Source organism: Streptomyces sp. CB02400, from assembly GCF_001905725.1.
In the GTDB taxonomy this organism is placed as follows: Bacteria; Actinomycetota; Actinomycetes; order Streptomycetales; family Streptomycetaceae; genus Streptomyces; species Streptomyces atrovirens.
In genome coordinates, this window is the sequence record NZ_LIWB01000006.1 from 409,253 (window position 1) to 423,046 (window position 13,794).

The window sequence follows — 13,794 nt, forward strand, 5'->3', positions numbered from 1 at the left end:
GCTCCCCCCGGTCCGCGTCGCCCTCCCCGACCGGCACCTGACCGCCGCGGTCGCCGAACACCGGTCTGACGTCGTCCGTTTGGCCGTTCCCTTCGCCTCTGGCGTCCACCAGTCGGGCCACCCGGCCGGTGCACCGACCTGCCCTCCCCGACCGGCACCTGACCGCCGCGGTCGCCGAACACCGGTCTGACGTCGTCCGTTTGGCCGTTCCCTTCGCCTCTGGCGTCCACCAGTCGGGCCACCCGGCCGGGTGCACCGACCTGCCCTCCCCAGCCGTCGACGACATGAGCCACCACGCGTGGGGCACCGGTGTCCGCCTGGACCCACGGACCTCCGCCGCCGTCCCGGCAGCCCTGGCCGCGTTGTCGACGGGGAACAGCACCCCGGCCCCGCCTGACCTGTTCAGCCGATCACGCCGGACAGGTGCCGGCGGCGTACGGCGACGAAGCGGACCGGCGTGCCGGGGCGTGCCTGTGCGGCGGCCGGGAGGTCGGCGGGGTGGACGACCGCGATCACCGGGTAGCCGCCGGTGGTCGGATGGTCGGCCAGGAAGACCACCGGCGTGCCGTCGGGCGGCACCTGGACCGAGCCCAGCACCATCCCCTCGCTGGGGAGTTCGTCCCGCCGGGCCCGTTCCAGGGCCGGCCCGGTCGTGCGCAGCCCGATGCGGTTGCTCGCCGGCGACACGTGGTACGTGCGGGACGTGAGGAGCCGTACGGCGGCCGGGGTGAACCAGTCGTCGCGCGGGCCCGGCGTCACCCGCAGCACGAGCTCGTCCGGGGGCGCCGGCTGCGGGGCGACGTCCACGCGCGCGTGGCCCTCCCGCGGAGCGCCGAGGGGAAGCACGGCACCGTCCGTGAGGGGGGCCGGGCCGAGACCGGAGAGCAGGTCCGTGGAGCGGCTGCCGAGCACCGGTTCGACGGCGACCCCACCGGAGACGGCCACGTAGGCGCGTACGCCGGAGACCGCCGCCCCGACGTCCAGCACGGACCCGGCACGCACGCGTACCGGCGCTCCCCAGGCGGCCGGCCGGCCGTCCACGGTGACCGGGCAGGGAGCCCCGGTGACCGCCACGGTGACCGTCGAACGGGGCCGTAGGGAGCAGCCGTCGAGGGTCGTCTCCAGGACTGCCGCGTCCGGCGGGTTGCCGGCCAGCCGATTGGCGAGCGCCGCCGCGGGCCCGTCCAGTGCCCCGGAGCGGGGCACACCGAGGTGGGCGTGCCCCGGGCGGCCCCGGTCCTGCACGGTGGTGAGGGCTCCCGCGCGTACGACGGCGAGCGCACGGTCCGTCATACCGCGGACCCCGGCACCGGGACGAAACGCACCCGCGTGCCGGGGGAGAGCAGCGCCGCGGGCACGCGCGCGTGGTCCCACAGCACGAGGTCGGTTGTACCGATCAGTTGCCAGCCGCCCGGCGAGGACCGCGGGTACACGCCCGTATAGGGACCCGCCAGCGCCACCGAGCCGGCCGGAACAGTGGTACGCGGAGTGGCCCGGCGGGGCACGTCGTAGCGCGCCGGCAGACCGGTGAGGTAACCGAAGCCGGGCGCGAATCCGCAGAAGGCGACACGGAACTCGGTGTCCGCGTGGACACGGGCCACCTCCCGCGCGGGGACACCCCAGTGCGCGGCGACGTCCGCGAGGTCCGGGCCGTCGTAGCGCACCGGGATCTCGACCGTCTCCCGCGCGCGCGGGAGCACGGGCGGCACCTCGCCGGCGGTCAGTTCGGCGGCCAGCCGGACCGGATCGGACAGGCCGTCGAGCAGCACCGTACGCGCCGCCGGGACGATCTCGCCGACCGGCAACGAGCCCTCCGCGCGGCGCCGCAGCAGCTCCGCGTGGAGCGCCTGGGCCTCGTCGCCCGAGGAGACCTCGACGAGCAGGGCGTCCTCGCCGACGGGCAGCACCCTCATACGAAGGCCTCCACCCGTACCCCGGACGCCTCCAGCGCGTCGCGCACCCGGCGCGCCAGATCCACCGCGCCGGGCGTGTCACCGTGCAGGCACAGGGAGCGCGCCCGCACCTCGATACGCCGTCCCGAGTGCGCGTCGACCTCCCCGTGGCGGGCCAGGTCCACCGAGCGGGCCACCACCGACTCCGGGTCGGTGACCACGGCGCCCTCCTGACTGCGTGGCACCAGCGTGCCCCCGTCGGTGTACGCCCGGTCGGCGAACGCCTCCGTGATCACCGGCAGACCCGCCTTCCCGGCCAGTTCCAGCAGCCGGGAGCCGGGCAGGCCGAGCACGGGCAGCGTGGCGTCCGCCAGGAGCACCCCGTCGACGACCGCGCCGGCCTGCTCCTCGTCGCGCACCACCCGGTTGTACAGCGCCCCGTGCGGTTTGACGTACGCCACGCGGGCGCCCGCCGCGCGGGCGAACACCTCCAGTGCGCCGATCTGGTAGGCGACCTCGGCCGCCAGTTCGGCGGGCGGCACGTCCATCGCGCGCCGCCCGAACCCGGCCAGGTCCCGGTAGGAGACCTGGGCGCCGATCCGCACCCCGCGTCCGGCGGCGAGCTCGCACACCCGGCGCATGGTGGACGCGTCCCCGGCGTGGAAACCGCACGCCACGTTGGCACTGGTCACCACGGACAGCAGCCGCTCGTCGTCGGTGAGCCGCCAGCGGCCGAACCCCTCACCGAGGTCGGCGTTCAGATCGATCGACGTCATGGGTCCTTCGTTTCTCCTGTCTCGTGCAGCACAGGGCGGTCAGGCCACGCGGAACTGCTCGTCGCGGGCGTCGCTGAGGAACATCTGTCCCGGTGCGTGCGTGATGGCGAACGGCGGACGGGAGGCCATGACCGCGGCCTGCGGGGTCACCCCGCAGGCCCAGAACACAGGGATGTCGTCCGGCTCGAAGTCCACCGGCTCGCCGAAGTCCGGGCGGCCGAGGTCGTCGATGCCCAGCCCGGAGGGATCACCGCAGTGCACGGGCCCGCCGTGCACCGCCGGCAGCAGGCTGCTCTCCCGGATCGCCGCGGAGAGGTGCCGCGGCGGCACCGGCCGCATGGACACCACCATCGGCCCGCGCAGCCGTCCCGCCGGACGGCACTGCCAACTCGTCACGTACATGGGAACGTTGCGGCCCTGCTCGACGTGCCGGACCGGAACGCCCGCCGCCGTCAGCGCCCACTCGAACGTGAAGCTGCAGCCGATCAGGAACGACACCAGATCACCGCGCCAGTGCGCCCGCACGTCCGTCGGCTCGTCCACCAGTTCGCCGTGCTCCCACACGCGGTAGCGCGGCAGATCGGTGCGCAGGTCCGCGTCCGGGGCGAGGACGGTGGCCGTGGACCCGGCGTCGGTGACGTCCAGGACCGGACAGGGCTTGGGGTTGCGCTGGCAGAACAACAGCATGTCGTACGCCCAGTCGGCGGGCACCGAGATCAGATTGGCCTGCGTGTGCCCCGCGGCCACGCCGGCCGTGGGGCCCGTCAGCCCCTCCCGGAAGCGGGCGCGCGCCGTGCGCGGGCTCCACGCGCGCGCGTGCTCGTCGGCCAGTGTCACAGGGCGGTCGTCCACCGCGGTCGGCGGACGGTCGTCGGTGTGGTTCACTCCAGTTCCTTCCCGCGCGTCTCCGGCAGCCCCAGCAGCGCCAGCGCCGCGATGCCGTAGCCGATCGCGCCGAAGACCAGCGCCCCGCCCACGCCCCAGCTGTCGGCCAGGAAGCCGACCGTCGTGGGGAAGACGGCACCCACGGCACGTCCGGTGTTGTACGTGAAGCCCTGCCCCGTACCGCGCACCGCCGTCGGGTACAGCTCGCTCAGATAGGAGCCGAAGCCGCTGAAGATCGCCGACATGCAGAACCCGAGCGGGAAGCCGAGCACGAGGATCACGGTGTTGGCGCCGTTCGGGATGTTCGTGTACGCCAGGATGCAGATCGCGGACAGCAGCGCGAACAGCCAGATGTTGCGCCGGCGGCCCAGCCGGTCGGTGAGGTAGCCGCCGGTCAGATAGCCGATGAAGGCGCCCGAGATCAGGAACGTCAGATAGCCGCCGGTGCCGACGACCGACAGGTCGCGCTCCGTCTTCAGATAGGTCGGCACCCAGGTGGCGAGGGTGTAGTAGCCGCCCTGGACGCCGGTGGAGAGCAGCACGGCGAAGAGCGTGGTGCGCAGCAGACCCGGTGCTCCCGGCCGGTCCGGCCGGAAGATCGTCGCGAACGAGCCCTTCCGCGTGCTCTTCTCCCGCGCGGCGGCCGCCTCGGGCGCGTCCCGCACACTGCGCCGCACCCACACCACGAGCAGCGCCGGCAGCGCGCCGGTCCAGAACATCACGCGCCAGGCCAGGTCGTCGTCCACCAGCGAGAAGACCGCCGTGTACACGATCACGGCCAGCGCCCAGCCCACGGCCCAGGAGCTCTGGACCGCGCCGAGGGTGCGGCCCCGGTTCCGCGCGCTCGCGTACTCGGCGACCAGGATCGCGCCGACCGCCCACTCACCGCCGAAGCCGAGGCCCTGCAGCGCGCGGAACACCAGCAGCGTCTCGTAGTTGGGCGCGAAGCCGCAGGCCACGGTGAACACCGCGTACGTGATCACGGTCAGCAGCAGCGCCTTGACCCGGCCGATGCGGTCGGCCAGTACGCCGGCGAGGGCGCCGCCGACCGCGGAGACCACCAGGGTGACGGTGGTGAGCAGGCCGGTCTGACCGCTGTCCAGACCGAAGTACGCCGACAGCGCGACCATCGTCAGCGGCAGCGTGAAGTAGTCGTACGAGTCCAGGGCATAGCCGCCGAACGCGCCGCCGAAGGCGCGCCGGCCGCGCGGTCCCAGCGCGTGCAGCCAGCCGAACGCCCCGTCGTCGGGGGCGTGTTCGGGTGGTGCGGGGTGTGGGGTGTCGGTCAGGGCCCGCGATGGAGGGGGCGTGCTCATGGGCACCTCGCAGAGGGAGGACGGAGGGTGCGGGAAAGGGTGAGCCGTGCCACTGTCCAGCAAGGTAGAGGATCGTTGAACGATCCTTCAATACCCATGTTGTCTCGTACTTCCGCGTGCGATTGAATTCCGGCATGGCAGAGCAGATGGGCGGACTGGCCGACGACCGTGCCCTGTTGGGCCGTACCAGCACCGCCGAGCGGGTCGCGGACATCCTCAGGAGCCGTATCGCCGAGGGCTACTTCCCGCCCGGTACGCGGCTGTCGGAGGACAGCATCGGCGGCGCGCTCGGCGTCTCCCGCAACACGCTGCGCGAGGCGTTCCGGCTGCTCACGCACGAACGGCTGCTCGTCCACGAGCTGAACCGGGGCGTGTTCGTCCGGGTGCTGACCGTCGAGGACGTCGAGGACATCTACCGCACCCGCCGGCTCGTCGAGTGCGCCGTCGTACGCGGGCTCGGCGACCCGCCCTACGCGCTCGGCGCGCTCACCGAGGTGGTGGAACAGGGGCGTAAGGCGGCGCGCGAAGGTGACTGGAAAGGCGTGGGTACGGCCAATATCCACTTCCACCGGGAACTGGTGGCCCTCGCCGCCAGCGAGCGCACGGACGAGCTGATGCGCAGCGTCTTCGCCGAACTGCGGCTCGCCTTCCACGTCGTGGACGAACCCCGGCGACTGCACGAACCGTACATCGCCCGCAATGTCGGGATTCTCCAGGCTTTGCAGGGCGGGGACCGCGACAGGGCCGAGGCGCTGCTGGCGGCCTACCTCGAGGTCTCGCTGGAACGGGTCGTCGAGGTGTACCGGCGGCGTGTCGGCGAGGACGGCCAGGACGGCCGGCCGGCGGTGTGACGACCGTCGCGCCGGGGCGCAACACGGTCGTTTGGGTCGTTGTCAGACCGAGGACCTAGTCTGTGCACCGTGACTTCGCCTGCATCGACGGACAGCGTTCCGCCCCAGCTCAGCGCGGGGCCGCGGCCCGCGCCGGGCCCGGCCGCCGACGAAGGGCTGGCGCGGCGGCTGCGCGCGCTCGCGTGCACCGCGCCGCTGCACGACCTCGACGCGCGCAAGGCCAACCTCGCCGGCGAGTACTCGGTGTACGGCATGGCGGAGATCGCCCTCGCGGGCATCGACCTCGTCACCCTGAACATGGACTTCGACACGGGCGCGGACCACGACCAGATAGTCGCCCGGCTCATCCCGCGCATCGCCGCCCAGGCCCCGCGCCGCTCCGCCGCCGAGCACGAGCGGGTGGCCCGCTGGGTCCTGGAGAACCTGATCAACGTCGGCAGCGTCGACCGCGGCTTCCGCGCGGTGTACGGCGTGTTCGGGGCGGACGGCACCTATGTGCGCCGCGACTACGACTTCAAGCTGATCGAGGAGGTGCCCGGCCCCGGCGGCACGGTGTACCTGCGGGCCACCGACGAGGCGGTCAACGTCCTGGTCGGCGCCCTGGACACCGATGTCACCAGCGCGCAGATCGCCGCCGAGGTCAAGCTGGAGGTGCTGATCAGCCGAGGCAGGCTCGCCGACGCCCAGCTCGCCGCCGAGCAGGCCCGCTACCGGACCGTGCAGTACTCCGAGACCCTGCGCCGGGCCCTGGACGCCACCCGCCGCAACGTCCGCGCGGTGGACTGGTTGAGCGCCGTGCCCGACATGATCACCGAGGCCCTCGACCACGTGGCGGACCGCTACCGCCACGAGAACGCGATCCTCACCAACATCCGCAAGGCCCGCGACGAGTCCGAGGACCCCGAGCACAAGCGCCGGGCGGCCGAGCTGGTGGACATCGTCAAGGACTGCATCCGGCGCCACACCCAGCTGCAGTCCCGGCTGCTGGAGGCCGGCCCGCTGTTCCGCGCCGAACAGGACCGGCAGGCCTTCGCCACCCCCACGTCGGCCTCGGGCACCGACCTCTACGGCCACCTCCTCGCGCCCCTGCTGCCGCTGCCCGTGGAGCGGGCGGCCCGGGTCACCGACGCCTTCTTCGCCCACGGCACCGGACTGCGCACCCCGGTCTCCGTCCGGGTCGCCGACCTCGTCGAGATCCTGCTGACACCGCCCGTGGAGCGGGAACACCTCGGCGTCGAGATGCCCGAGCCCGACCTGATCGCCACGCCCGACGACAGCCGCTTCAGCGAGGAGCAGCTCGCGGCCGCCACGGAGCTGCTGGACCTGCCGGCCGACGCACCGCGCCGGCTGTCCGGACTGCTCGCCGACGCCCGCCGCCAGGACCCCGAACTGCCCTACCTGGTCGCCCTGCTCGCCATCCACGCCGCCAGCCCCCCGGTCGGCACCGCCTACCGCCAGGGCGAACCGAAACTGCTGTTCGCCGTGGACGACGGAACCGACCTCGACGACCCCGAGTTCGGCGGCGCCGACCTCATCGTCGGCACGGCCCTGCTGGACGCGGCGGGGATGGCCGCGGACCGGTCGGAGGCGGCATGACGGAGCAAGCAGTCCGTACCGAGGTGTCCCAGAACAAGGAGTCCCGACCGTGACCGAGCACGTCGAGTGGAGTGAGCCGGAGGCCGTGGCCGCACCGGCGAGCGCCGCCGTCACACCCGCCGACGCCGCCGACGCCGCGCGGCTCGTCGCCTTCGGCCTGCAGCCCAAGCTCCAGCCCGCCCGCGACCAGGAGTACGCCGACCTGCTGCGCCGCTACCGCGAGGACCCGCCGTTCGCGCGGCTCGCCGACGCCGTGGCCACCGGCCTCGGACTGATCGTGCTGGAGGTGTCCCCGCGCGCCGGCATGGCCGTCACCGCCGCGGAGGACTCCGTCTTCGCCGTCCGCATGGGCGACTACGCGCGCCGCACCTCCGCCGACGGCAGCGACAGGTTCCTGCACGGGCTCGCCCACCTCGCCGTCGCCGCCATGGCCTTCCCGCGCCCCGAGGACCTCGCCGACGACGGCTACATCGGGCGCGTCACGGTCAACGGCGTCGACGCCTTCGTCCGCCAGGCCTGCCACCGCCTGGAGGAGCGGGCCGCGGAGCAGGGCGAGAACACCGACCCGGCCAGCGACGCCCCCGGCCTGGAGGCCGCGTGGCGGATCTGGGCCAGACGCAGCTCGACCGGCGCCACCAAGGACGCACGCCGGCTCGCGGGATCGACCACCGGCATCGTCGCCAAGGCCGTCGGCTTCCTCACCGACTCCGGCTTCCTGCAGCGCACCGGCGACGACAACGGCGGCACGTACCGCACCACGGCCCGCTACCAGCTCCAGGTCCGCGACATGGCGGGCGGCGCCGCCATGGCCGAGCTGCTGGAGCTGGGCGTCGTCCCGGTCACCGACGGGACGCCCACCCTGCTGCCGCCCGAGGACGGCGACGACCTGGAGCTGGTCGCCGACGCCGGCCTGCCGTTCCACTCCGCCTGAACCCCCGTCTCACGAAGCCTCACGAGAGTCCGCCATGTACGAGCTGTCCCGGGTCCGCCTCTACTCCATCGGGCCGGCCGGTGCGCGCTACGCCGACACCGTGCTCGACCTGCGCGGTGTCGGCGGGGCCGTGCCCGACCCCGCGCCGACGCAGGCGGAGTTCTTCCAGGAGGAGCCCGTCGGCCCGCCGCGCCGGCCGGCGCCCGCCGGGGTGCTCTTCCTGGAGAACGGCGGCGGCAAGTCGGTCCTGCTGAAGCTGATCTTCTCCGTGATGCTCCCGGGCCACCGCAACACCCTCGGCGGCGCCAGCTCCGGTGTGCTGCGCAAATTCCTGCTCGCCGACGACTGCGGCCATGTGGCGCTGGAGTGGCAGCACGTGCAGACCGGCGAGTGCGTCGTCGTCGGCAAGGCCAGCGAGTGGCGGGGCCGCCAGGTCTCCAACGACCCCAGGAAGTTCGCCGAGGCCTGGTACTCCTTCCGGCCCGGCCCCGGTCTCAGTCTGGACAACCTCCCCGTCGCCGAGTCCACGGCCGTACGGCCGCCCGTCGAGGGCCAGTCGGGCGCGCGGGGACGGCGCCGCACCATGAAGGGCTTCCGGGACGCCCTCACGGAGGCCGGCAAGAACTACCCGCACCTGGAGGTGCACTGGGAGGAGATCCACGAGCGCTGGACCGAGCACCTCGGCGAGCTGGGACTCGACCCGGAACTCTTCCGCTATCAGCGGGAGATGAACGCCGACGAAGGCGAGGCCGCCGGTCTCTTCGCGGTCAAGAAGGACTCCGACTTCACCGACCTGCTGCTGCGAGCCGTCACCGACACCCGGGACACCGACGGACTCGCCGACCTGGTCGGCGGCTTCGGCAACAAGCTGGGCCGGCGCGCCGAACTGATCGCCGAACGCGACTTCACCGCCGGGTCCGTCGACCTGCTCGGCCGGATCGTCGAGGCCGCCGAGGCCCGCACCCGCGCGCGGGAGATCCACACCACCGCCGAGCGCCGCACCCGCACCCTGGCCCGCAGGCTCTCCGCGCGCGGCGCCCGGGAACGCGTCCGCGCGGCCGACCTGGCGCAACGGGTCACCGCCGCCGCGTACGCCGTCACCCACGCCGAGTCGGCACGCGAGCACAGCGCGCTGATCTCCGCCGAACTCGCCTACCGGCACGCCTCCCTGGCGCTCGCCGCCGCCGAGAAGTCCGCCGCCGCCCAGAAACGCGAACTCGCCGACGCGCGCACCCTGTACTCGGCCTGGCAGGCCGCCGAGGCCGTACTGCGCCACCGCGCCGCAGCCGACCGCGTCGCCAGGGTGTCAGCCGCCATCCAGGAGGCCGAACGGGACGCGGCCCCCGCCCTGGCCGCGCGCGCCAAGGCCGCCGTCGACCTGGTACGCGCCCTGCACGCGGCCGCGCAGAACGCCGAGAACCTCGCCAACGAGGAGGAGGAGCGCTCCGCAGCCCTCCAGGAGGTCAGCGACGGCGCCTACCGCGACTCCACCGCCGCCGCCACCGAGGCGCAGCGGGCCCGCAGCGAGGTCGGGCACCTGCGGCAGCGGCTCACCGAGGTCGAGCAGGAGACCGCCGAGGCCGTGCGGGCCGGCTGGCTCGACGACAGCGCCCCCGACGCCGACCCCGCCAGGGCCGCCCTCGCGGCCAGTGACGCCGAGAAGACGGCGGTCGCCGCCTGGGACACCGCCCGCGAGGCGGCCCGCCGGGCCACCGAGCACGCGCGGGAGGCGGCCGCCGCCGAGAGCCGCGCGGAACTCACCGCGGCTCGCGCGGCGGACGCGGCCACGGCGGCCGAGCGCGCCCACGAGGGCGAGCGCCGCACGGCCGAGGCCCTCGCCGCCGAACAGCGGCTGGCGGAACTGCTGAGCCTGCCGGGAGCTACCGGCAGGCAGCGGACGAATGTGCCGGGACAGCGCCCGGACGCCGACCGCGCCGCGGGTGATTCCGACGCCGGGTCCTCTCCCGCCGAGGGGACCCTGACCGCCGAGGAACTCGACCGCTTCGCCGACGAGCTGCGCGAACTGCTCGACGACGCCGTCTCCTCCGCCGAGCGGCAACTGTTCGACCTGCGGACCGCCGCCGCGGACGACGCGCGCATCCTCGGCGCCCTCGGCGACGGCGGGCTGCTGCCGCCAGGCCCGGACGTGCTGGCCACGGTCGAGTTCCTCGGCGAGCACGGCATCCCGGCCCTTCCGGGATGGCGCTACCTCGCCCAGGCCGTCGACCCGGCCGACCACGCGCGCGTGCTCGCCGCCCGCCCCGAACTGGTCGACGGCGTCGTCATCACCGACCCGGACTCCCACCTCCGCGCCCGCGAGGCACTGAGCGACGCCGCCCTGCTGCCCCGGTCCGCCGTCGCCGTCGGCACCGCCGCCGCCCTGCTCGCCCCCACCCCCGCGCCGGGCACGGACACCGGGGACGTCTTCCTCGTACCGCCGAACCCGGCCATGCACGACGAGCATGCCGCCGACGAGGAACGGCAGACCCTGCGCGCCCGGGCGACCGAGCGGGACGAGGAGATCCGCGCGCTCGCCGCCCGGCTCGGCAAGGACCGGGAGCTGGCCGCGCGGCTCGCCTCCTGGCGCACCGGCTGCCCCGCCGGACGGCTCACGGAGCTGTCCGGTACGGCCCACGAGGCACGGGCGTTCGCCGAGGAGTCCGAGGCCGAGCTGGCCGAGGCGCGCACCGTGCGGGCGGAGGCCGAGGAGGCCGCCGCCGAGGCAGTCGGCGTCCGCGACGAGCGGCAGGAAGCCGCGCAGAAGGCCCGGCGCGCGGCCGACGCCCTCGCCGGACTCGCCTTCCGGCTGCGCGAACGGGCCGGCTGGCAGGTCAAGCTGCGCGAACTCGCCGACGACGCGACCGAGGCGGAGGCCCGCGCCCAGACCTGCCTGGAACGGGCGCGCGCCGCCGACGAGGACCGGCGCGGCGCCCAGCGGGCCGCCGACGACGCCCGGCGCACCGCCCGCGCGCTGCGCGCCGAGCGCTCCGAGATCGCGGGCGCCCCCGACGACGTGCCCGAGGACGGCACCGGAGCGCCGCAGGCCTCCCTGCCCGCCCTGCGGGAGGCCTACCGCGCCGCGTCCCAGGTGTACGAGAAGGTCGGCGTCGGCGCCGACCTGCGCGCCGAACAGGCCCGCGCGGAGAGCGACGAGAGCGCCGCCCGCGCCGAACTGGACCGGCTCAGCAACAAGGTCCGTACCCGCGCCGAGCAGTTGCTCCAGTCGCCCGACGGCTCCGACGGGCCCAGCCGGCAGGCCGCCGCCGCCCGCGCCGAGGAGCTGGTGCAGCTCCTGGAGACCCGCATGTCCAGCGCGAGCGAGCAGCTCGGACGGCTGCGCGGCGAGGCCGAACGGCTCGCGCCCGAGGACGGCGAGGCGCACACCGGACTCCCCGAGGAACTGGTGCCGCGCGACGCCGAGCACGCCCAGGCCCTCCTGCGCACCGCCACCACCGAACTCGCCTCCCGCAGCGAGGCCCTGAGCCAGGCCCGGGAGGCCCACGCCGAACTCCTCGACGCGCACCGCGCCGCCGAGGACGCGGCCGGCGGCTTCGACGAGATCGCCGCCATGCTCCGCGACCTGCTGCGCGAACACACCCCCGAGGAGGAGCAGGAGCAGCCCGAGCCCTACCCGGGAAGCCTGGACGAGGCCCGGCAGTCCGCCGCCGAGTCCCGCCGCTCGCTGCGCGGCTGCGCCGCCGACCTGTCCGCCGCCGAGTCCGCCGTGCGCGAGGCGAGCGACATCCTCGTCCGGCACGCCAACTCCACCCGCTACGAACAGGTCCGCACCCCCGCACGCCAGCAGATCCGCGAACTGCCCGCCTCCGCACTGCCCGAGCACGCCCAGAAGTGGGCGGACGCCTTCGCACCCCGGCTGCGGGTCCTCACCGACGAGCTGGAACAGCTGGAGCGCAACCGCGACTCGATCGTGGACCGGCTGCGGGGCCTGGTCGAGTCCGCCCTCGCCACCCTCCGCTCCGCCCAGCGGCTGTCCCGGCTGCCGGAAGGCCTCGGCGAGTGGTCCGGACAGGAGTTCCTGCGCATCCGCTTCGAGGAACCCGACCAGGCCACCCTCACCGAGCGGCTCGGCGAGGTCGTCGACGAGGCGACCCGGGCGGCCGTCAGGAAGAACTCCGACCTGCGGCGCGACGGCATGTCCCTGCTGCTGCGCGGGGTCGCCGCCGCCCTCCAGCCCAAGGGCGTCGCCGTCGAGATCCTCAAGCCCGACGCGGTACTGCGCGCCGAACGCGTGCCCGTCGGCCAGATGGGCGACGTGTTCTCCGGCGGCCAGCTGCTCACCGCGGCCATCGCCCTGTACTGCACGATGGCCGCCCTGCGCTCCAACGACCGCGGCCGGGACAAGCACCGCCACGCCGGCACGCTGTTCCTGGACAACCCCATCGGCCGCGCCAACGCCACCTACCTCCTGGAGCTCCAGCGCGCGGTCTCCGACGCGCTCGGAGTCCAGCTCCTGTACACCACCGGTCTGTTCGACACCACGGCGCTCGCGGAGTTCCCGCTGGTCATCCGGCTGCGGAACGACGCCGACCTGCGGGCCGGCCTGAAGTACATCAGCGTGGAGGAACACCTCCGGCCGGGGCTCCCGCAGCAGGACCCGACCGAGGAGGCGCACAGCGAGATCACGGCGACCCGCATGTTCAAGCGGCCCGCGGCGGCGAGCGGCTGATCAGGCGGTACCCCGGACGCGGCTCAGAAGCCGTAGCCCATGCGCCGGGACAGCTCGGCCGCCGCCGTCGCCGTCCGGCTGCCCAACTCGGGCAGCCGGTCCGCACGCAGCCGGTACACCGGCCCCGAGACACTGATCGCCGCCATCACCGTGCCGTCGTGCGAGCGGACCGGCGCCGCGACGGCCGCGAGTCCCAGCTCCAGCTCCTCCAGCGTGGCGCCGTACCCCCGCTCGACCACCGTCTCCAGCTCACCGCGCAGCTCCGGCGCCTCGGTGATCGTGCGCTCCGTGAACCGGTGCAGCGGGCGGGCGAGGTGGCCCTCACGAACGGCGGGTGGCAGGTGGGCCAGGAACACCTTGCCGCCGGCGGTGGCGTGCAGCGGGGTGCGCCTGCCGAGCCAGTTCTGCGCGGTGACCGACGCCGTGCCCCGGGCCTGCATGATGTTGACGGCGGCGTCGTCGTCCAGCACCGCTATGTTCACCGTCTCGCCCAGCTCGTCGGCGAGGTCCCGGCAGACCGGGACGCCCTCCTGCGAGATGTCCAGCCGCACGGCGGCCGCCCCCGCGAGGCGCAGCACACCGGCACCCAGGTGGTACTTGCCGCGGTCCTTCGTCTGGGCCACCAGACCGCGGTTCTCCAGGACACCGAGCAACCGGAAGGCCGTGGACTTGTGCACGCCCAGTTCGCCGGCGATCTCCGTGACACCCGCCTCGCCGTGCCGGGCCAGGATCTCCAGCACGCTCACCGCACGGTCCACCGACTGCACGGCACTCGTCGTGCCCTTCCCGTTCCCCCCGGGCTGTTTCCGCTCGCCGGTCATGGCTCGGTTCTCACCATCTGTCGGTAACCGTTGCGCAGG

At 74.3% G+C, this 13,794-nt stretch carries 10 protein-coding genes; 4 read left to right on the top strand and 6 right to left on the bottom strand.

Going from position 1 to position 13,794, the window contains the following annotated elements:
* Positions 1-402 precede the first annotated feature (402 nt).
* From AMK33_RS18035 to AMK33_RS18055, 5 genes are read right to left on the bottom strand one after another with little or no spacing between them, the layout of a single operon-like run.
* Positions 403-1,293, bottom strand: coding sequence for a biotin-dependent carboxyltransferase family protein (locus AMK33_RS18035; RefSeq protein ID WP_073933839.1), 891 nt, complete (start codon positions 1,291-1,293; stop codon positions 403-405).
* Positions 1,290-1,913, bottom strand: coding sequence for a 5-oxoprolinase subunit PxpB (gene pxpB / locus AMK33_RS18040; RefSeq protein WP_073933840.1), 624 nt, complete (start codon positions 1,911-1,913; stop codon positions 1,290-1,292). The genes AMK33_RS18035 and pxpB overlap by 4 nt, the downstream gene beginning before the upstream one ends.
* On the bottom strand, positions 1,910-2,668 hold the full coding sequence (locus AMK33_RS18045) for a LamB/YcsF family protein (RefSeq protein WP_073933841.1): 759 nt from the start codon (positions 2,666-2,668) through the stop codon (positions 1,910-1,912). Before AMK33_RS18045 ends, pxpB begins: the two co-directional genes overlap by 4 nt.
* Before the next feature lie 39 nt (positions 2,669-2,707).
* Positions 2,708-3,553, bottom strand: coding sequence for a putative hydro-lyase (locus tag AMK33_RS18050; RefSeq protein ID WP_073933842.1), 846 nt, complete (start codon positions 3,551-3,553; stop codon positions 2,708-2,710).
* Positions 3,550-4,869, bottom strand: coding sequence for an MFS transporter (locus AMK33_RS18055; protein ID WP_073933843.1), 1,320 nt, complete (start codon positions 4,867-4,869; stop codon positions 3,550-3,552). Before AMK33_RS18055 ends, AMK33_RS18050 begins: the two co-directional genes overlap by 4 nt.
* A gap of 134 nt (positions 4,870-5,003) precedes the next feature.
* Between AMK33_RS18055 and AMK33_RS18060 the strand changes: the two genes are divergently transcribed.
* The 4 genes from AMK33_RS18060 to AMK33_RS18075 all read left to right on the top strand — a co-directional run bounded on the left by AMK33_RS18060 (position 5,004) and on the right by AMK33_RS18075 (position 12,934).
* The gene (locus AMK33_RS18060) at positions 5,004-5,720 is read left to right on the top strand and encodes a GntR family transcriptional regulator (protein WP_073933844.1); all 717 of its coding nucleotides are present in this window, start codon (positions 5,004-5,006) and stop codon (positions 5,718-5,720) included.
* A 69-nt stretch (positions 5,721-5,789) separates the two neighbouring features.
* The gene (locus tag AMK33_RS18065; protein WP_073933845.1) at positions 5,790-7,316 is read left to right on the top strand and encodes a hypothetical protein; all 1,527 of its coding nucleotides are present in this window, start codon (positions 5,790-5,792) and stop codon (positions 7,314-7,316) included.
* Positions 7,317-7,365: 49 nt separating this feature from the next.
* Positions 7,366-8,247: a hypothetical protein gene (locus AMK33_RS18070; protein WP_073933846.1), complete on the top strand. Its 882-nt coding sequence runs from the start codon at positions 7,366-7,368 to the stop codon at positions 8,245-8,247.
* A 34-nt stretch (positions 8,248-8,281) separates the two neighbouring features.
* A complete protein-coding gene (locus tag AMK33_RS18075) occupies positions 8,282-12,934 on the top strand; it encodes a hypothetical protein (protein ID WP_073933847.1) in 4,653 nt (1,550 codons plus the stop codon).
* 23 nt (positions 12,935-12,957) lie between these two features.
* Here the strand turns inward: AMK33_RS18075 and AMK33_RS18080 are convergent, their stop codons facing one another.
* Positions 12,958-13,755: an IclR family transcriptional regulator gene (locus AMK33_RS18080; protein WP_201263038.1), complete on the bottom strand. Its 798-nt coding sequence runs from the start codon at positions 13,753-13,755 to the stop codon at positions 12,958-12,960.
* Positions 13,756-13,794 lie beyond the last annotated feature (39 nt).

Coding starts and splice junctions, on each gene's coding strand:
- AMK33_RS18045 (WP_073933841.1), bottom strand. CDS start 2,668: ATGACGTCGATCGATCTGAACGCCGACCTCGGTGAGGGGTTCGGCCGC.
- AMK33_RS18055 (WP_073933843.1), bottom strand. CDS start 4,869: ATGAGCACGCCCCCTCCATCGCGGGCCCTGACCGACACCCCACACCCC.
- pxpB (WP_073933840.1), bottom strand. CDS start 1,913: ATGAGGGTGCTGCCCGTCGGCGAGGACGCCCTGCTCGTCGAGGTCTCC.
- AMK33_RS18035 (WP_073933839.1), bottom strand. CDS start 1,293: ATGACGGACCGTGCGCTCGCCGTCGTACGCGCGGGAGCCCTCACCACC.
- AMK33_RS18075 (WP_073933847.1), top strand. CDS start 8,282: ATGTACGAGCTGTCCCGGGTCCGCCTCTACTCCATCGGGCCGGCCGGT.
- AMK33_RS18080 (WP_201263038.1), bottom strand. CDS start 13,755: ATGACCGGCGAGCGGAAACAGCCCGGGGGGAACGGGAAGGGCACGACG.
- AMK33_RS18060 (WP_073933844.1), top strand. CDS start 5,004: ATGGCAGAGCAGATGGGCGGACTGGCCGACGACCGTGCCCTGTTGGGC.